Source organism: Paraburkholderia sp. WC7.3g (assembly GCF_050436345.1).
In the GTDB taxonomy this organism is placed as follows: domain Bacteria; phylum Pseudomonadota; class Gammaproteobacteria; order Burkholderiales; family Burkholderiaceae; genus Paraburkholderia; species Paraburkholderia podalyriae.
Genome location: NZ_JBNDMA010000001.1, coordinates 1,443,081 through 1,461,521, shown reverse-complemented (window position 1 = coordinate 1,461,521; position 18,441 = coordinate 1,443,081). Strand labels below are relative to the sequence as shown.

Sequence of the window (18,441 nt, the reverse complement as noted above, 5' to 3'; positions counted from 1 at the left end):
TAGGACCCATGCTCTGGACGCCTTCAACGCGTCCCAGGCGTGACACCTGTCCACTTTCCGTCATCCCGATCCCATGGGGGCGCCCCGCCGAACGCATCGACCAGGAAATCGATCATGACACGCACTCTGGCGCTCAGGTGTCGACGGCTCGGATACATGGCGAGTATGTCGATCTCAGGCAGGCGATACTCAGGCAACACGTGAACGAGCGTGCCGGCACGTAGATCGTTGCCGATCAGGAACGTGGGTTGCCAGATCACGCCTTGCCCGGCGAGCGCTGCCGCGCGCGCCGTATCGCCGTTATTCGTATGCATGTGACAGTCGACCTTCACCGAGTGAGTCTTGCCGCCACTGTCGATCAGTTGCCAGTCATCGCCGGTGGCCGCATAGGTGCCTTTCCGCCATCAGGACTGAAGCCTATATTGCTTTCACGGGCCAAGGCCCGAAATGCTGAAGCAACGCCATTTTTACTTCATCCATTGAAAGGAAACCACTCATGGACCTGAATCTGACAGGCAAACTCGCACTGGTGAGCGGCAGCACAGCCGGCATCGGTCTCGCTATCGCCAGCAGGTTGGCGCAGGAGGGCGCTCGTGTGATCGTGAATGGCCGCGCCCAGTCATCTGTGGATGACGTGGTCGCGCAGCTGAAAGCGGAGACCGGCAGCGACGTGCAGGGATTTGCGGGCGATCTCAGTACGGCCGCTTCAGCAGAAGAGCTCGCGCGACGTTATCCGGACGTGGAAATTCTGGTCAACAACCTGGGCATCTTCGAGCCCAAGCCGTTTGAAGAGATCCCCGACGCGGACTGGCAGCGGTTCTTCGACGTGAATGTCTTGAGTGGGGTACGCCTCGCTCGCCTGTTTTTGCCTGCGATGAGGCAGGCCGACTGGGGGCGCATCATTTTCATTTCGAGCGAAAGCGCGGTGCAGATTCCAGCCGAAATGATTCACTACGGCATGACGAAAACCGCGCAGCTGGCGGTCTCGCGCGGGCTCGCCGAGGCCGTTGCCGGCACGGGCATTACAGTCAATAGCGTGCTGCCGGGGCCGACGAAATCGCGGGGAGTGGGTGAATTCGTGGAGACCCTTGCAAAGGCCGACGGCAAATCGTTTGAAGCGTTCGAAACGGAGTTCTTCGAGCAGGTCCGTCCCACCTCGCTCATCAAGCGATTTGCTTCACCGCAGGAAATCGCGTCGCTCGTGGCCTATATCGCCAGTCCGCTTTCGTCAGCCACGACGGGAGCTGCGTTGCGGGCCGACGGGGGCGTTATAAAGAGCGCGTTCTAGACTCGATTGATAGCCCCAGAAAGATTTCCTGGAAGACTGCGATCCCGCCTGACATGCTCACCGTCGAGACAGCGTTCGCAACACGCCTACTTACATCTGCCGGGCATGCGTCATCCGCGACTATTCGCCAGGCTACATCTTCGAAGCCCATCTGAAAGAAAGCCTCGCTATGGTTTAGGAGCATGGGATAAGACGCGAGGTTGCGATGAGAAAGCCAGCGAGTTGCGTCGCACCCGGAGTGAAAAGCTGCACTCCTTTCTCATCGGGTGCGCGCAACGGCATTTTGTTCCGATTGGCGTCGCGCATGGGTCAGTCGCAATGCCTGGCTTTTCGATACCACGCGAACGTCGAGATACTGACGCCGCCGTATCTTCTCAATGCGGACGGTTCACCCGCATCACGCCCCACGATCCTGTCGGCGCCCGCGAACGCAGGTCTCGGCTCGTCGATCTCTGTGAGCACCGACCGGGCGGTTAGCGCCTTCGCGCTGATGCGTCTATCGTCGGCAACCCATTCGCTCAACAACGAGCAGCGACGCATTCCGTTAAGCTTTAGCGCGAGCCGCGCAGACCAGTATGTGCTGCAGATTCCGGGCGATTCTGGGGTCGCGGTGCCCGGCTACTACATGTTATTCGCCGTCGACGCGAACGGGGTACCGAGCGTCTCAACCACGATTCAAATCCACTGATGACACGCGCCTTGAATCGGGCCGCCTTTACACTATGCGCGACGGCGGCCGTATTTCTGGCTGCTGTCAAACCGGCGGCACCTGGCGCGGATTCATCGCAATCCATGGAGTTGGGACGTGAGATTTTTAGCGGGCAGCACACGCTGGCGGCGCACTTACGCGATGACAATCGCATGCTGCATGACAATGCCGTCCGGTGTATCAATTGCCATGGCCACGCGGACAACGCAGCGTCTTTTGGCCCCCCGTTGACGAGCCAGTATCTGCTCAGCGATATACGCCGACGCGGCGGGCCGCCGAGTCGTTACGATCTGAGATCGTTCTGCCGCGTCTTGAATGTCGGCGTTGATCCGACAGGAATCGTCCTGAAAAAAGCGATGCCGCAATACGCGTTGAGCGATACAGAATGCGCGGCGCTTTGGAGCTTCGTCATGGCCCAATAGGGCTTCGTCCGTACCGGTAGGTCGCCCTGACCCGCGATGTCAAGCGCGGCACAGACGCGCTCGCCGCCATTTCGTTTTCCTCCGTGAAAATGCAACGAGGCGCCAGTCGCGATCTCCGCTATTGCGATCTCGGGTTATGTTTCCCGTATCGTAGCAAGGATCGTCGATAATTACGGTACACGTTCGTCGGTAGAGTTCGTCAACCAGTTGCCCCGACTCTGGAGAGCCTCATGACAGACATCGCACTTGCACGCAAAAAAGCTTGCCTCGCAGTGGTTCACGCGGTATTGACCGACTTGATCGACGACAGCGATCTAATCGACGCGGCGCGACGTGTTGCGGATTACCTGGCGGACGATCTTGAAGGCAAGATCACCGAGACCGACGCCGTCCTACTTGCTGTCACCGCACTGACCAAAGTCAATCGCACGACTCGTCAGTGGTCCGACGTGGACGGCAACTCGATGGACGCGATCAGAGTCGCAGACTTCATCATCGATGAACAAAAGAACGGGTACGATCGCGCAACCAATCCACCTGGGACGACTTCGACCGCGGAAAGAATCCAGGCGCGTGCGGCCGCCGTGATTCGGCCGATGGAATCACCGGCGCGGCCGGTTCACCACTGAGTTCCGTATCTCACTGCGGGCGCGCTATCGTTGGGCGCTGCAGCGGCTGGATGGTGACCATCGCAATACCCGCTCCAGCGAACGCACACGCGGCGCAGACGAGCGCGACGGCGCGTAGCGCGTCGGTCATGGCATCGGCTTGCGCGCGCGCCACGGATCTGTCGCGCGGCGTATGAATGGCGGGCGCTGCCATTCCGGCTTGTTCGACCGGCGCCAGCAGTTGCCCAGTCGGGCGGGCGTCCCGCGGCACATGCAATTCGTCGAGGCGCGCCGATAACGCCGCGTGGTGCGACCACACGAATACGACACCGAGCACCGCAATCGCCAGCAGGCCCGCCACGCGCGCGACGGCGTTGTTGATGCCGGACGCCACGCCTGTGCGGTCGCTCGCCACCGCGCCCATCACGGTCGTGGTAAGCGGCGCGACGGTGATCGTCATGCCCAGCCCGAGCACGACGAGCGCAGGAAAAAATCCCGGCCAATAGCTACCGCGCACGAACGGCAGCGCCAGCAACATGAACCCGATTCCGGCGACGCCCGGGCCAACGGTCAGCAGCGCGCGCGAACCGAAGCGGCTCGTCAAGCCGCCGGTGAAGCGCGATAGCAAACCGATAATGACGGGCACCGGCAACAGCGCCGCGCCCGCTTCGGTCGCGGTGTAGCCATGCGCGCGGATCAGCGTGAAAGGCAGGAAGAAGAACAAGCCAATAAGGCCGAAGTAAAGCAACAGTGTGACGAGGTTGGCACCGGTGAAGTCGCGCGAGTGAAACACGTCGAGCGGCACCATCGGATTAGGGCTGCGCGCTTCGATGATCACGAATGCGGCGAGCACGAGCACGCCGGCCCCGATCGCACAAAATACGAGCGGATGCGCGAAGCCACGCGCCGATGCCTCGGTCAGGCCGAACGTGAGCGCGGCGAGTCCCGCCGCCGCGCTCAGTGCGCCGGGCCAGTCCAGCTGTTGACGCGCATCGGGCTTGTGGCTGTTGGGCACCGCCAATAGGGCGAGCGCGATAGTTAGCGCCGCGAGCGGGACGTTCAGGAAGAAGATCGCGCGCCACGACCATGCATCGACCAGCCAGCCGCCCGCCACCGGCCCCACTGCCGACGTGATCGCGCCGACGCCCGCCCAGGTGCCGATTGCCCGTCCGCGCGCTTCGTCGTCGAACACCGTGCCGATGATCGCGAGACTGCTGGGCACCAGCAACGCCGCGCCGATGCCCTGAACCGCGCGCGCGACGATCAGCGCGAGCGAATTCGGTGCAAGCCCGCAAGCGGCCGACGCCAGCGTGAAAAGCGCGACGCCCGCGACGAACACCGTGCGCCGGCCGAGCTTGTCGCCCATCGCTCCGCCGATCAGCACCAGCGAGCCGAGAAAGAGCAGATACGCATTGACGACCCACTGCATCGCCGCGACGCTCGCGCCGAGTTCGCCCTGAATCGACGGCAGTGCGACGTTGACGACGGAGCCATCGATGAACGCCATGCTCGAACCCGTGATCGTCGCGGCGAGCGCGAGCCGCTTGCGCCGGCACGGGCTGTCGATCGCGGCGAACTGCGTGCGGATGACGAGTTCGTCGCACGGGCTCGCCTGCGCGGCGATGACCCGCGCCGTCTTCGGCCTGCTAACCTGATGATCCGAGTTGGCCACCGTGCCTCCCATGATGAGCGATGATGTCTAGCCTGTTCGGGTCAAGGAGGCTAGTCAACCCCCGGGACGGCGTATTCATCGCTGGCAAACACCTCGCGCTCACGCAAAGGTAGTCGGACGCCGGCAAGCTGGCAACCTCGCTGGCCGTCAGTCGAGGCCCGCGCCGCCGGGCGGGACGCCAACGACTTCGCGCGCCGAACGGTTACAGGCGATAATCGGTCGGAAGCAATCGATCTGAAAAGGCGGAGAAAGAATGGACAAGCAAGGTTTCACCACTGGCATCGTTCACGGCGACAGAATCGCGGGCACCGAGCACGGCGCGTTGCGTCAGCCAGTTCATACGTCCGTGCAATATGGTTTCGAGCGCGTCGAGGACCTGATCGGCGTGTTCCAGGGCACCAAGAAGGGCGGCTTCAATTACGCGCGGCAGGGCACCCCCACGACCGCCGCGCTCGAGCGCAAGATCACCAGCCTCGAAGAAGGCGTCGGCACCATCTGCTTCAGCACCGGCATGGCCGGCATCACCGCGACGTTCCTCACGCTGCTGCGCGCGGGCGATCATCTCGTGTCGAGCCGCTACGTGTTCGGCAACACCAACAGTCTGTTCGGCACGTTGCGGGCACTCGGCGTCGAAGTCACGACCGTCGATGCCGGCAACGTCGACGACGTGAAGAACGCAATCCGGCCGAATACGCGCATGGTGTTCGTCGAAACCATCGCAAATCCGGGCACGCAGATTCCCGACCTGCAAGGTATCGGTGACGTGTGCCGTGAGCGCGGCATCGTGTACTTCGTCGACAACACGATTACCTCGCCCGCATTGTTCAAGCCAAAGGCGGTCGGCGCGAGCCTCGTCATCAACTCGCTGACGAAGACTATCGCGGGTCATGGCGCGGCCCTCGGCGGCGCGGTGACGGATACCGGTCTGTTCGACTGGAGCGCATATCCGAATATCGCCGACGACTATCGGCGTTCGGCGGCGAAGGATCAGGGGCTTCTGCAGATCCGCAAGAAAGGCCTGCGGGACATGGGCGCGGCATTGTCGTCCGAGCAGGCGCACTCGATCGCGATGGGCGCGGAAACGCTCGCCTTGCGCGTGAAGCAAAGCAGCGACAATGCGCTCGCGCTCGCGCAGTTTCTCGAAGGACACGAAGCGATCGGCAACGTGTTCTATCCTGGCCTGAAGAGCCACCCACAATACGAGGTTGCACAGACGCTGTTCAAGGGCGCATCCTGGCTGTTGTCGTTCGAATTGCTCAACGTGGATCGCATGATCGAAGTCGTCAACGCGTTGAAGCTGCCCGTCAAGGCGACCGGTCTCGGCGACACGCGCACGCTGATCATTCCCGTCGCGCCGACGATCTTTTTCGAAGCCGGGCCGGAAACGCGCAGGGCGATGGGTATCTCCGACGGTATGCTGCGGCTCTCCGTGGGCATCGAGGATATCGACGACCTGCTTGCGGACTTCGCGCAAGCGCTGAAGTTTGCGGCGTAGTTTCCGGGCCCTCGAAAGTCCGGGCGAGGCCGGTGCGCCGGCCTCGACCGCCCGGTGTCAAACGAAGTAAAGTCGGTACGAATTTCCATTAAAGTCGAGACGTTTGCGATTCGGCGCCACATTCCGAGGGAGTGAGCCTTACGTGGCAATGGTTTTCGGTGGATTGACGTAAGGATGAAGCCCTTTGGAGCAGTCGATGATCGCATCTGGACGTTGGACGGAGCACCTATGCGCCAGGCCACGTGACTACATCGGATGATTGCCGTTACGACGTCCAATCCCATCGGTCTTGCACATGCTCGCGCCCGCGCGAGACCGCCACACCGGGCCAGCGCTCGCCGATCCTCACACGACGTGCGGCAACGCATCCTGCGACTGGGATTCGCTGTGTTCACCTGGTCATGAGCCGCAACACTGTACTTCTTTCCCGATCCACATCGGCATTGATCGTTTCTGCCCACCTTCGGCTCAGCCTTGGCGGGCGCCACGAGACGTTCGCCCAGCGTCTTGATGAGCGTGTCGCGATGCGAGAGACGCTCAAGGTATCGTGGATGTCGCTGACAGAACGCGGCCCAAAGCCGTTCGAGACGCGCGCGGTCGCGAATCGTCTCAGGCTCGACCCGGATGTAGCCGCCCAGATGGACATTGACGTGACCCGGCGAGGACGTTTCCCCGGAAAGGACCGGCTCGAAGTGCAGGTTCACCTCCGCGCAGTCGCAACTGGGAATCGGGCAATGGAAGTCCCAGACTTCGTAGACATGCTCATCGAGCACGTACCGGTCTTGCTTGACATCCTCGGATACCTCGTGCCAGGCGAGTGGCTCTCCGCGTTGCCAGCCGTCAATCTTTCCGTGGGGGCCGAGCGCTGTCTCGACAGGGGCGGGCACAGGCCCTTGCCGCGATACCAGAGGCGTCCGATGGCATCGAGCAGTTCACCGTCGATATGGGCCGCAATGGCGGCGACCTCGGGATGCTGCGCCAGATCCAGTGGTTCGTTGCCGTACGGCTGCAGCACTTGTGCAGTGTCGATATCTAGGTCAAAGACGACGAGATCGGCTCATGTCCTGGCCACCTCGCGATAGTGTCCGTGCTCGGCCATCCATGCCTGCCGGACGGGCGCGCCTCGCGCTTCGAGCGTTTCTCGCCCCTCGTGCGTCGCTAGCAACAGTGCGCTCCGGCACGAGCATCGCAGCGTCGGACACGTATACGCCCATATCCAGGATGAGTCGGTTCCAGCCAGCCTGAAGAGGCCATCGTCGGATGACAGTCCGCTTGTTCTCTGATTCATGATGGCGTCTCAGTGTAGGCAACCGGCGAAGTCATCTTGATCGGCAAGTCGAGCGGGCCGACGATCAGATCCTGAAGTACTACCACGCTGGCGCCATGCTGGCACAAGCGTTCACCGGCGTACTGGAGAGCCCTACTACGCGAGCGTCCGGCGCATGGAGTCTGCGCCGGTTGTCGAGTCGCTACAGCGGACCTGGTATCAAGGTGCGGCGTGATTCTGACGACGAGGTACTCGATATCTGGATCCATACCGTTCGTGGATGGAAAACGCAAGGCAAATCAACTCCAATGCAAAACCGTGGCGCTAAGTCCCTTCCAACTCATCCAATACAGACGCCAGGGACGGTTCGTGCTCATCTGATAGCCACGTCATCGGCAACCTAATTCCCGAATCGATCAGGCCCATTCGACGCAGAACCCACTTGACCGGTATAGGATTCGGTTCAACAAAAAGTTGGTTGTGCAATCCGGCGAGCAAGCGGTCCGTATCTCGAGCTGCTCCCCGATCTCCAGCAAGCGCATATCTGCACATCTCAGCCATTAACCGGGGAGCTATGTTTGCCGTCACTGATATAACGCCCCTAGCACCTGCCAGAATAGCGTCGCAAGCAAACTTGTCTTCACCGCTGAACACGTTGAACGTTTTACCGCAGCGTTCCAACAGTTCGACGGTCCGACTCGCAGTCGCCGTTCCGCTGGCCTCTTTTATGCCTACGATATTCTTGCATCGATTGGCCGCTTCTTGAACGCTTACGGGCAACATGTCGGTACCAGTTCTGCTCGGGACGTTATAAAGGATCACCGGCAGATCGGTTGAATTCGCTACCTGCACATAATGTTCCACCAAGCCTCTTTGCGTCGGTTTGTTGTAGTAAGGAGTCACTGAAAGAATACCTTGACAACCGAGCGCCGCAACCGCCTCCGTGAGTACAACTGCTTCCCGAGTCGAGTTTGCTCCAGCCCCCGCGATGACTGGAACTCTCCCGTTCGCAGCCTTAATTGTCCTTTCTATCACGCGCAGATGCTCATCGACATCTAGAGTCGGCGATTCCCCTGTGGTTCCGACACTTACGATTCCGGCAGTGCCGTTCGAGGCATGAAAATCAACCAGTCCTGATAGTGAATCCCAGTCTATCGAACCATCAGCAAACATGGGAGTAACCAGCGCAACCACGGATCCGTCAAACATTCGATAACCTCATTAATTGTAAAAATGCCGCATAACGACCGCTATGCCGGGTCCTGGGCCGAAAATCGGGCAATCTTCACTTGCGACCAGACACAAAACGTTAGAAGCGTTGCACCAACCGCACACATGGCCAAATCTGTTCTGACATAAGGCATAGCTACGCCAACGCTGAGTGTACCCAGCGCGCCTCCCAAAGATCCAACCGAGAACCAGAGACTCATGACTTTCCCCTGGTTTTCCCGGCTTACCTGACGCTGAATCACAGTCAGTACTGGGACATCGGTGCAAGCGGCGGACCAGCTGACCAGTGCTACGATCCCGAACAACGTTGCTATTGGAGCGCTGACTACGTAGGTAACCGCAAGGAGAACAAAAACAATTCCCAGAATGCCCTCGCTGAGATGGGCGAGCCTTAGCGGGTTGGAAGACAACCTGCGCCCGATCCATAAAGTGATGAGCATCTCCAAGATACCGTTCGTCAGCATGAGTACGCCATACACATCGGCATGCGAAGGAAACTTGTCACGTAGTGCAACGGGTATGCATACCTGTAACACGCCTCGCCAGAAAAATGTATAAATGGCGTAAGTGATGACACGATCGTGGAGCAGTTTATCGGCGGCCAGAGAACGGTAGCCATTCAGCAGGTCAGACGCAAAACTCCATGTTTTCCCCTGCGGCACACGTCCTGTCGCTGGCAATAGCGTAAGCAACGTCCCACTCACGGTCAACGCACACCCTACAACGTAAAAGGCCGCTTGAATGCCAAGGTACGCCAGTAACACCGATTGAATTCCCGCACCGATAAAGTAGGCGGGCCAAAAGCTACTTTGTAACAATCCGTTTGCGGGCTGGGCGTCCTGCGCCTCGACCACATCACCGACGTACGCCCTGCCAGCAGGAGAGCTGATCGAGAAGAGAGACGAAATAAGCAAGCTCGCCACAGCAAGCGTCGCTGTGCCGTCCCGCCCTAGGTGCAAGAAAAATGCAAGCGCGACAACCACAATAGCCTTTCCTGTCTCAGCGAGAAGCAGGATGTTCTTTTTATCCCAACGATCAGCGAAAACGCCTGCGACAGGCCGAATCACTACACGCGGAAACACGTTACAAAACGTCAGAAAGCCGATCTCCGTCGCCGCAGCTTGGTGCGAGATGGCGCTGAACACTACCAGTGCCCCGAACAATCCGTCGCAGGCAGTCCCAACTAACTGTGCCAAAAAGTAAACAGAGAATTCCTGCTTCCTCAAGAGAAGGCCGTACGGCGACTGAAGAACGCCTTTCATGAAATTTCGACGTTTCATATAACTTGTTGCTGAACGCCCTGCTGATCCGGGCGACTGTCTAAGCTCGCTAGTTCCGTCAAGAACGTCTTCACGTATCGCTCAACGCGTGCGATTTCATCGAATAATCCGGACGCGAATGAGACGGTAGCGTCGTCGCCCTCGAAATCCCCACCCTTGCCAGCAATTCGCTTTTGCGTGGCGTGAGCTTGCCGGCTTATGTCTTCCATCACGTTCACCAACGGGCCAAGCTCTGGGAAAATCTTGCAGAACTGAGCGAAGCTGTTACGCGACCCCGAATAAATAGAAAAAAAATCTCGCAACCTTTCCGACTTTTCGATTCGCGAAGAGAAAGGGTATTGCAGATATGCTTCGAATTGATTCATGAACCAAAGCGAGTCGGTGTAATCGCTGACCACACTGAGGAACGTGTTCGCGAAGTCACCGCGTGCATTTGCTGGAGATTTTCCGACCGAAAACTGTCTCATCCGCTTCATCGTGCAGTTTTCAAAGAAATCGAAAACGACTCGATCCGGATATGAGTAGCCGCACAAGATGCCGTCCGCGTCATCATCTACGATACTCCAATCGCCGTCACGACGACCGACTAAGGTTACCATGTGTTCGGTATGCTTCTGCCGGAATTCGGGGCAGTGGGGCAAGTAGAAGACGTCCCCCGCTAGAAGCACTACGTTGTCAACGCTCCACGCGCTTTCAGCGATCGTGACGATATCAGTCGGCCTCTCGGGTTCCAGCATGACTTGGCTGACTCCCAATTGCTTAAGGTCCGAATTGTCCAGGAACCTAGACGTGAACTCATACCGACGTCTTCCCTCCTTGACCATCTGCTCGAAGATTTGATCAGTCGAAACGAGCGATCTGAAAAACAACAATTCAACTGGAACGTCTCTGTCTTTCAGCCCCACCATCGCCTGCCGACGCCAACAATTCATAAAGCGTCGGTCAAACACGTCACGATCGTACTTTACTAAATCTACAGGTGGCATCGCCCAACTCCTCGTATGAGATTGCTGACACTCAAAGCCGCTGAAAAAACTCGCCTTGCATTTTTGTCTGCATATCCGCGTACGCTTGGGGTGGGGCGCTACGCATCTGTTTAATCGCAGGCCAGACTTTTTCCACGCGAGATCCGAGCCACGCGCATTTGCTATCGCGCTCCCAGTCGGCAACATCCAACCTATACGTTTCTGCACCCTGCCGCAAAAGCACCTCTTCGGCATAAGGATCGAAAAAGATCGCGCGCTCGTGATGTTCCTCGGCAAAGAGCGGCGCGATGAATCCGTACGGGGACACCCCATTCAACTCTTCAACAAGCCGCCTCAGGCGTTCACGTCTGAATCCGCGCGGTAGATTTCTATCCACCCGCACGCGCCACACGACCTCCCCACGGACGTACCGGTCAAAGGTGTACTCGTTGTCGGCCGAGGTGACGAATTGGACCTCGCCGTTTCCCGTCCACGCTCCACCGGAAGAGTTGCAGTCGTAGTAGGTCTTCCTAACAGGGTCCAACAGCATCCATCGATCCTCGTTCACCGGCACGTGAACCAAACTAATGAAGGCAAATTTCAGCGCTTGCTGTCTGACGTCGGTAACGTCGGCGTGGACAATCTGGCAGTCTATGCCTCCATTACGCAGGAGCGACTCCAACATCTCGGCCTGCTCTATGCAAGTCGCACCAACCCCTTGACTAAACTTTTCCCACAGATCTGCTGCTTCGAAAAACAGCTTATTTTCAACGATATTTTTTGCGGTATCGAATTCCACGCGCTTGATAAAGCGCGAAAAAGCTTCTATTACCCGATCGACTAGGTTCTCATGAACCAACATGTCGTCGACGATCGCTGCCAACGAATCGTGGTTAGTCGCATATCTTCCCACCATGTACGATTATCCCTCTGTGAAAAACGAACCTGGGATTGCGCCGCGGACCAGCACCGTCACCTGATCGACAGCCGCATTACCGACCACGACACACGAATGCAACGTTCCCCGAGGGATTTTCACATGGTCACCCGGACGGACGATAAAATCGTCCGTACCTACGCGATGCTGAGTAGTGCCCGCCACCCGAAAAATTATTTCGTCCACGTCGTGGCGTTCCTCCTTCAGATGCTCACCCACGTCCATGGTGTTCCGGAAGGCGATGCAATCCAAGGTCTCATACAAAATCTTGATAGCCTTCGGCTCACCGTGCACATTTCTGACAATCAAATGCATGTCATTAAGCGCCTCCACTGGCCGCCTCCTTGGCACTGATCAGATTTTGGACATTTCTGCCCATGATGCCTTCACGTTCCAGATCGGAAATATCGAGTTCTCTGATCTTGGCAAGCTCAACGTTCTGACTGTGAGACGGCCCTTCGCTGCCGAAAAGCAATCGTTCCGGACCGAGCTTACGTAGCGCAGTCCGTATAGCTGGCAAGGCGCCCGTGGACGTCTCCAGATAGACTTGCTCGTATTCGGACGCAAATTCGACCGCGGCGTGATCAGACGAAGCGAATCCCATGTGCCCAATGATCAATGGGGGACGGTAACTGTCATAAATTCCAGCTAAAGCATCCAGTGACGCTTGCGGCACCATAAGAAGGTGGGTGTATATCGGCAATTCGTTGTCCGCGCAGAACGCAAACAGTTTCCGCACCTCAGGGTTCTTGTATGACAGTCGAGCAATAAGGGGATTTAACTTGAATCCGACAATGTTGGGATGCGACAGATACTCCTCAACCAAGCTATCAACGTCGTTGAATTCAGGGTTCAGTTCGACAAAACCATAGAACTTGTCGGGTCGAGCGGTGACAGCCTCAAGGATAAGCTCATTAGCGGGCTCAAGGCTGATCAGTGGTTCGTCTCCACGCATGAAATCTGCGAGACGGTCGCCATGCACCTTGTCGCCAGGTACGACGATCGTCATGTCGGTACCTGAACGCTCCATGCTTCTCAGGTAAAACGCTATGTTGCTCATGGGCGATGAACCGAGATGAGCATGTGCATCGATAATCATGCGGTGAGACTCCTGTCAACAAAATTGACTTTAGGTAGGTTCGTGAACTCTTCCTGGGTGTCCACGAATCTGAAGCGGCCACCTTTTTCTTTCGCGATACCCAGTTTGTCTGCGAGATGACCACGTTCGCAAACGGTGACCTTCGCGTGCACCCCGGCGTGCTCGAAAATCTGACTTTCCACTTCTGCTCGAGCGACACGCTCACTGGAACGCTGCTCAACAAAGACGTGCAAGTTGTCTTGCCACACGTTGGCTATGAGTTCGGCGCTGATCCGGCGATCGCCGAGCACCGCTTCCTCTATCTGAATAGGGAGGACGCATTTCCCCCCGACGTCAGCCCGATCAAGGACACGGCCGAGGACCTCTAAACTAGGCGTGCCGAGGTGACAACTACATTCCTCGTGAAGCACCGCCAGGTCGCCGGTTTCATAGCGGATCAGCGGCATCGGTTGCGGGTTCAAATTGGTCAGAACAATTTCGCCTTGGGAAGACGGTCTCACGACAGTTCGCGATTCGTCATCGATGAGCTCAACGTACATGCCGAGCGAATTCTTCGGAATATGGAATTTTCCTTCAGGACAGGAAACGAGTCCACCATCCAGTTCGGTTAGCCCGTACGTCGAGTACACCTCCGCGCCACCGTAGAGTTCCGAAATTCTTTGCCACTTTCGCCTCGAAAGAATCTCTCCAGTGACGAAGATCTTGCGGACAGCCAACCCCGCGGGATTTCCGCCCTCATCCTCAATCGCTTCGGCATATCTGATAATTTCCAGTGGCCTGCCAACTATCAGTTGCACTTCTCGACGCATTAATAGGTCTACAACCTTGCTCGGTGGCGCAAGGAAGTTTCGCACCCCCGCAGGAATCACCGATATCCCCAAGTGCTGGAGGCCTAGCACATACTTGAGCCCCATCGGGTTCATCTCCATGGGCAGAGCAACCATTGCGACTCTTATCTGGTCGTTCCTTAGCTTCATCCACGAATCAATGAAGTCCCCAAAAGCTTCCACCCGATCGCGCCCGAGATCAGGGAGCACCGGAAAGGCATCGCCCGTTGAGCCACTTGTCTCGAAGTAGAAGGGTGGTCGCTTTAGCCATACGTCGTGGAGCAAGAAACCATCTGTCACTACTGCTTGCCTGTTGATTGACGGCAATTCGATAGACGACTTGATTCCCTGAAGGTTGATTCCTTCGTAAAGGCGTCGGTAGAAGGTAAAAGAGCGCGCCGCGCTTTCAGCAAGCTGACGCAGTCTATTAAGCGAATCCGACTCTCGCGCCGGATTTAATAGGTTACCAGCCATGCGTCCTCTCCGCCGTTCGGGCGTGCAAAGTCTTGCAGCGACTTGAGCGAGATACCTTCCGATCGTCGAAAGACTGCCTCAAATGTGGCACCGACTTCCTTTAGTTCTATCGTCAATTCATCAAAGAGGATTGCAAATTTCTGTTGGATCCTAGAGCGTAGATCGTCGCTGTTCACGCCTTTCCTGACATCGACGCTTAGCATTCCCTTACGAGCGTTCTCGTCAAGCAGTTCAAGTTTGAACATCCCGGTTGTCTCTTCAAACCCGCAAATAATCTGCTCGACATCCGTCGGTAGCAGCCGGCTTTCTCCAAGCAACGCTAACTGGCTCAAGCGCCCACTCACCTTCAAGCGGGGCGAAGGGCAGCCGCAACCGCAGATTGACGTATCGAGACGACCAATGTCCCCAGTCCTGTATCGAATACGAGGTGAACCCTCCCGGCTGATCGTCGTAATCACGATCTCACCCGGCTCACCAACAAGCGGATTACCAGTTTTCGGGTTGATGATCTCTACATAGAAGCTGTCGTCGTAGACATGTGATTCGCCGCAGGTTGCCGTAAAGGTAATCGCGCCAAATTCGGACATCCCATAAGTTTGAGCAACCGAGTCTGCTCCATATAAACCGGCGGTTTTGCGCATTGCCGACTGGGAGACTGCGCTACCGCAAAGTTGGATATGACGAATCTTTTCGAACGCAGTGTCGTCGACTCGCATTTTCATCGCGAGCGTCGAAAAAAGAAACGGGTTCGACGTAACCAATACCGTCGGCTGGAGTCTCATCGCCAGGTCGAGTTGTCGCCTCAAGCTGCTATAGTGACTACCCAAATCGACTGCTATCGCCATAGCGCCTGCCTTTTGCGCAGCTTGATGGAACGCGTGAGCTGACGAAGTGAATGCATAAGGAAGCGAGACCAGCACGGAATCCTGCTTTCCTAGTTTTATCCAATCTGGAAATCTCTTCGATAGATCACCATTCCAGTCCTTGCTTGTAAAGAAGGACGGGCACCGCGACGATCGATCGGGATTGCCGGCGCTCGTTCCGGATGACTCATGGTACGAGACAACATCTACAAGGGACACGCCTAACGCGCCGTAGGGAAAGGATCTCTGCAAGTCGTCTTTTGTCGTAAAAGGTAAATCCTCAAAAGTGAATGACTTTCCTTCACCAATAATCTTCTTGAACTTGGCAGCATAAAGCTCGGTCTTGCGATATGCATTTAGCACTGTGTCTGAAATCTGCTGAGATTGCATTCCATGCCTCGATTGGGATAACGAGTGTACAGGGTACACTTGCGGGTGCTCAATGAAATCTAGTCAATTTGATGGGTTTTGATAAATTTTCGAATCCTGATTAAATAGCACTATTTTTTATCTGATCGGTTCTTCTTCATCCTGACATATTACTTGGTTGCGTACCGAAGTTGGTAATGCGCAATCCTTGTTATGTAAAAAATCATGGAGGTCTATTGATTTTATTAAGGATCACTTATTCCGAATGCTTGAGTCACAGATCCGTTAACATTAGCTTTGGTCAATTTAAGCATATAATTTCATCTCATAAACCTATCTTCCAGATAGGTTTATCCTGAAATGAAAATGTGATATTGCCCGGATAGGACGCTTCGTATTTCGCACCAAGCTGGGGGCGTTCGACGAAAGGGGCGCCAAAGTACGTTAGGCGGGCGAAGGAAAGGGGCGTAGCGGCCGGAATCCGCCCTTCACGACGCGCTTGTTCTGTCGCCAGTCAGGATGATGTGGTTCCAATGCACGGGCGCGACGTGCTTGAGCAGGGCGTCGTCAACGGTGCCGCCCTGCGCTCGCAGCGCGGGGTCGGTGCGCTCGAGATAGACGGTGTTCCACAGCATGATCGCCACGAAGATATGATTCCCGACACCGGTCTGACCAGGAGCCAGGAAGGCCCGGCGCTACATACCCATGCTCATCCCTCCGCCCGTGCCCGCGCCTGTACCCGCGCCTGTACCCGCGCCTGTGCCCGCGCCTGTACCCGTGCCCGTGCCTGAGCTCGACGTTGCATTCAGATCGATTCTTCCGTAGACGCCATCGGCTTCGTCGTTCGGGCCCGCTGCAAAAAAGAGCGTGTTGGAAGGCTGATTGTCGAGATCGTTGCCAAACGCGATGCCCCACACGCCGTGTTCGACGATCGGACTGCTGTTCGGCCCATTGATCTGCCCCACCGACTGGCCGTTCGATGCATTGAACGCGTTGATCATGCCGTCGCCGAAATTGCCGATCAGTATTGCGCCGCTCATCGAGCCGAAGTTCCCGGGCGCTTGAGCAATGCCCCACGGCGCGTTCAACGGACCGCCTGTCGCGAAGCGTTGCTTCAGGTTGCCCGCGGTGTCGTATACATCGACCATGCCGAGTCCCGCGCCCGCGACATTGTCGTGCTTAGCTGCGTCTTGCATCGCGTAGGTGACGAACAGATTCGAACCGATCGCCTGAATGCCGAACGGCGCAAAGCCGGCTGGAATTTCCGGGTCCGTGAAGGCGCCGGGCATCGCCACCTTGGTGAAGGAGCTATCGAAGACGTCGATCTTGTTGTTATGGAAGTCGGTCGCGTAAAGGAAGTTGCCGTTGTTCATCGCGGCGAGCGCGAGACCCTTATAGACGGCGCCACCCGTACCATCGTCGTACAAGACGAACGCATTGGTCGGCCCGACAGCGGGCGCCCACGCGGTGATGGTGCCGCCTTCGCCCGTGAAGATGAATGCAGCGACGCCAGACTTGCCGTTTTCGGTGACGCGGAAGCTTTGTGTTCCGTTGAAAACGATGCCCGTGGGCGACGCCGAACCGTTCTTGCCGTTGGGTATCGTGACGACCAGCGATTGCGGTACGCCATTGCCGTCATACAGCGTCGCGACATTGGTGCCGTTGTCCGCGACCCAGGCGAAACCTTTGGGATTGAAGGCGACGCCCCAAGGGTTTTTCAGATTTGCGTCGGTGTGGGCAGCGGACACCGCGCCATCTGATACGAGGGCCGTCGCTGTGAACGACGACTGCGGGGGCGGGCTTGCGCTGCTCGAACTCGAGCCACCGCCGCCGCATGATGTAAGAGTCGCGATGGCCGCGCCGCATGCAACGACGCCGAATACAGCGAGTAGAGACTTCATGACCGTACTCCTTGTGCTGCCCAGAAGACATAACGGTCAGTGAACGAGGACGATGCGGGGTTTATTCCGGTGCAGAGGGGCCTATTTCGCGGGAGATTTCGTGCGGCGGCAATGGCTGCTCTCGTTCGGATAAAAGCAATGGGTACGCAACGAACACGAGGCATGACTATTCCATACGCGCGGCCCAAAAAGTGTAAGCGCGCCATTGACGACGTGACCTGCGTGAGGCGAGCGACTGCGTTTGATCTGCCAGACGCGAACGAAAGCGGCTCACTGCGACGCAGGTCGTTTCTGTCAGGATCAGGACACGCGGCACGGTGATTGCGGCCCTCCATGTAGCGCAGGCGGTCACTGTCTGCGTCTATCTTCCAGTCCAATCAAGGAGGGGCGGATCATGAGCAAGGCAACCATCACATTAGTCGCGGCCATCGCCGCACTCGCGATGTCGGGCGGCGCATATGCGCAGGCGGCCGGGGGCCAAAGCGGCAGCGGTTCGACTGGCACTGCTGGCAGCACGGCTAGCCCGTCGAACCAGATGAACGGTTCGACGACGGGCGGCTACGGCATGCCAAGCACCACGAACTCGGACGCGGGCATGGGCGCCAAGGCGCCGAACTCGGGCCTGCCGAGCAACGACAGCAACTCGGCGACTTACAACGGCCCCGCTCCTAAGACCAACAACACGCTGGCGACCCCGAGCGTGGTGTCGCCGGCCGGCCATTAACAGCCAGTAAAAATGACGATCAGCCGCGACTCAGCGCAAGCATAGAGCGCTCAAATCGCGCGGCCGCCAGTGTAATTGTGACCGGCGCCCAGTTCCCCGGATTGCAGGCGCAAGTTGATCCGACCGATCTACAAGGTCCATGCTGTCGTATTCGACATTTCACCAATGGGAACGACGCGCCGGGTCTCCGGCGAAAAGTATCGCAGCACGACGTCAACGCGACGGCGACGAGGACCGGCGGATGGATGATATAGACCGTGTACGCGCGTCGCGCTAGCGGCTGCCACACGCCAACCAGTCTTTCGAAGCGG

General features: G+C 57.6%; 17 protein-coding genes and 1 pseudogene. 6 read left to right on the top strand and 12 right to left on the bottom strand.

Annotated elements, in window-relative coordinates; genetic code table 11:
* Positions 1–23: 23 nt before the first annotated feature.
* Positions 24–392 (bottom strand): annotated as a pseudogene (locus OKW43_RS06785) (LysR substrate-binding domain-containing protein); the annotation flags it as partial.
* Between the two features lie 104 nt (positions 393–496).
* Here OKW43_RS06785 and OKW43_RS06780 point away from each other — a divergent pair.
* From OKW43_RS06780 to OKW43_RS06765, 4 genes are all read left to right on the top strand, one after another.
* Entirely contained in the window at positions 497–1,288 is a 792-nt protein-coding gene (locus OKW43_RS06780) for an SDR family NAD(P)-dependent oxidoreductase (RefSeq protein ID WP_429446061.1), read from the top strand.
* A 205-nt stretch (positions 1,289–1,493) separates the two neighbouring features.
* A complete protein-coding gene (locus OKW43_RS06775) occupies positions 1,494–1,976 on the top strand; it encodes a galactose oxidase early set domain-containing protein (protein ID WP_429446058.1) in 483 nt (160 codons plus the stop codon).
* A complete protein-coding gene (locus OKW43_RS06770) occupies positions 1,976–2,419 on the top strand; it encodes a hypothetical protein (protein ID WP_429446055.1) in 444 nt (147 codons plus the stop codon). The genes OKW43_RS06775 and OKW43_RS06770 overlap by 1 nt, the downstream gene beginning before the upstream one ends.
* Before the next feature lie 230 nt (positions 2,420–2,649).
* Positions 2,650–3,048 carry a hypothetical protein gene (locus tag OKW43_RS06765; protein WP_187634303.1) on the top strand — a complete coding sequence of 133 codons (399 nt, stop codon included), beginning with the start codon at positions 2,650–2,652 and terminating at the stop codon, positions 3,046–3,048.
* A 10-nt stretch (positions 3,049–3,058) separates the two neighbouring features.
* On the opposite strand, the gene OKW43_RS06760 is transcribed toward OKW43_RS06765, so the two are convergent.
* A complete protein-coding gene (locus OKW43_RS06760) occupies positions 3,059–4,711 on the bottom strand; it encodes an MFS transporter (protein ID WP_429446051.1) in 1,653 nt (550 codons plus the stop codon).
* A gap of 241 nt (positions 4,712–4,952) precedes the next feature.
* On the opposite strand from OKW43_RS06760, the gene OKW43_RS06755 reads away from it, so the two are divergent.
* Positions 4,953–6,194: a cystathionine gamma-synthase family protein gene (locus tag OKW43_RS06755; protein ID WP_429446048.1), complete on the top strand. Its 1,242-nt coding sequence runs from the start codon at positions 4,953–4,955 to the stop codon at positions 6,192–6,194.
* Positions 6,195–7,785: 1,591 nt separating this feature from the next.
* On the opposite strand, the gene dapA is transcribed toward OKW43_RS06755, so the two are convergent.
* From dapA to OKW43_RS06705, 10 genes are all read right to left on the bottom strand, one after another.
* Positions 7,786–8,670: a 4-hydroxy-tetrahydrodipicolinate synthase gene (gene dapA / locus OKW43_RS06750; protein ID WP_429446045.1), complete on the bottom strand. Its 885-nt coding sequence runs from the start codon at positions 8,668–8,670 to the stop codon at positions 7,786–7,788.
* A 41-nt stretch (positions 8,671–8,711) separates the two neighbouring features.
* Entirely contained in the window at positions 8,712–9,953 is a 1,242-nt protein-coding gene (locus tag OKW43_RS06745) for an MFS transporter (protein WP_429446042.1), read from the bottom strand.
* A 14-nt stretch (positions 9,954–9,967) separates the two neighbouring features.
* Positions 9,968–10,957, bottom strand: coding sequence for a hypothetical protein (locus OKW43_RS06740; RefSeq protein ID WP_429446039.1), 990 nt, complete (start codon positions 10,955–10,957; stop codon positions 9,968–9,970).
* 31 nt (positions 10,958–10,988) lie between these two features.
* Positions 10,989–11,819: a hypothetical protein gene (locus OKW43_RS06735; RefSeq protein ID WP_429446037.1), complete on the bottom strand. Its 831-nt coding sequence runs from the start codon at positions 11,817–11,819 to the stop codon at positions 10,989–10,991.
* Between the two features lie 39 nt (positions 11,820–11,858).
* On the bottom strand, positions 11,859–12,206 hold the full coding sequence (locus tag OKW43_RS06730) for a cupin domain-containing protein (RefSeq protein ID WP_429446035.1): 348 nt from the start codon (positions 12,204–12,206) through the stop codon (positions 11,859–11,861).
* Positions 12,193–12,972: an amidohydrolase family protein gene (locus OKW43_RS06725; RefSeq protein ID WP_429446032.1), complete on the bottom strand. Its 780-nt coding sequence runs from the start codon at positions 12,970–12,972 to the stop codon at positions 12,193–12,195. Before OKW43_RS06725 ends, OKW43_RS06730 begins: the two co-directional genes overlap by 14 nt.
* Positions 12,969–14,273 (bottom strand): phenylacetate--CoA ligase family protein, encoded by a 1,305-nt coding sequence (locus OKW43_RS06720; protein ID WP_429446029.1) that lies wholly within the window; start codon positions 14,271–14,273, stop codon positions 12,969–12,971. Before OKW43_RS06720 ends, OKW43_RS06725 begins: the two co-directional genes overlap by 4 nt.
* Positions 14,255–15,526: a phenylacetate--CoA ligase family protein gene (locus OKW43_RS06715; RefSeq protein WP_429446027.1), complete on the bottom strand. Its 1,272-nt coding sequence runs from the start codon at positions 15,524–15,526 to the stop codon at positions 14,255–14,257. Before OKW43_RS06715 ends, OKW43_RS06720 begins: the two co-directional genes overlap by 19 nt.
* Before the next feature lie 467 nt (positions 15,527–15,993).
* The gene (locus OKW43_RS06710; RefSeq protein ID WP_429447349.1) at positions 15,994–16,140 is read right to left on the bottom strand and encodes a Tn3 family transposase; all 147 of its coding nucleotides are present in this window, start codon (positions 16,138–16,140) and stop codon (positions 15,994–15,996) included.
* A 60-nt stretch (positions 16,141–16,200) separates the two neighbouring features.
* Positions 16,201–17,406 (bottom strand): TIGR03118 family protein, encoded by a 1,206-nt coding sequence (locus OKW43_RS06705; RefSeq protein WP_429446025.1) that lies wholly within the window; start codon positions 17,404–17,406, stop codon positions 16,201–16,203.
* 394 nt (positions 17,407–17,800) lie between these two features.
* On the opposite strand from OKW43_RS06705, the gene OKW43_RS06700 reads away from it, so the two are divergent.
* Entirely contained in the window at positions 17,801–18,130 is a 330-nt protein-coding gene (locus tag OKW43_RS06700) for a hypothetical protein (protein WP_187634299.1), read from the top strand.
* Positions 18,131–18,441: the final 311 nt, after the last annotated feature.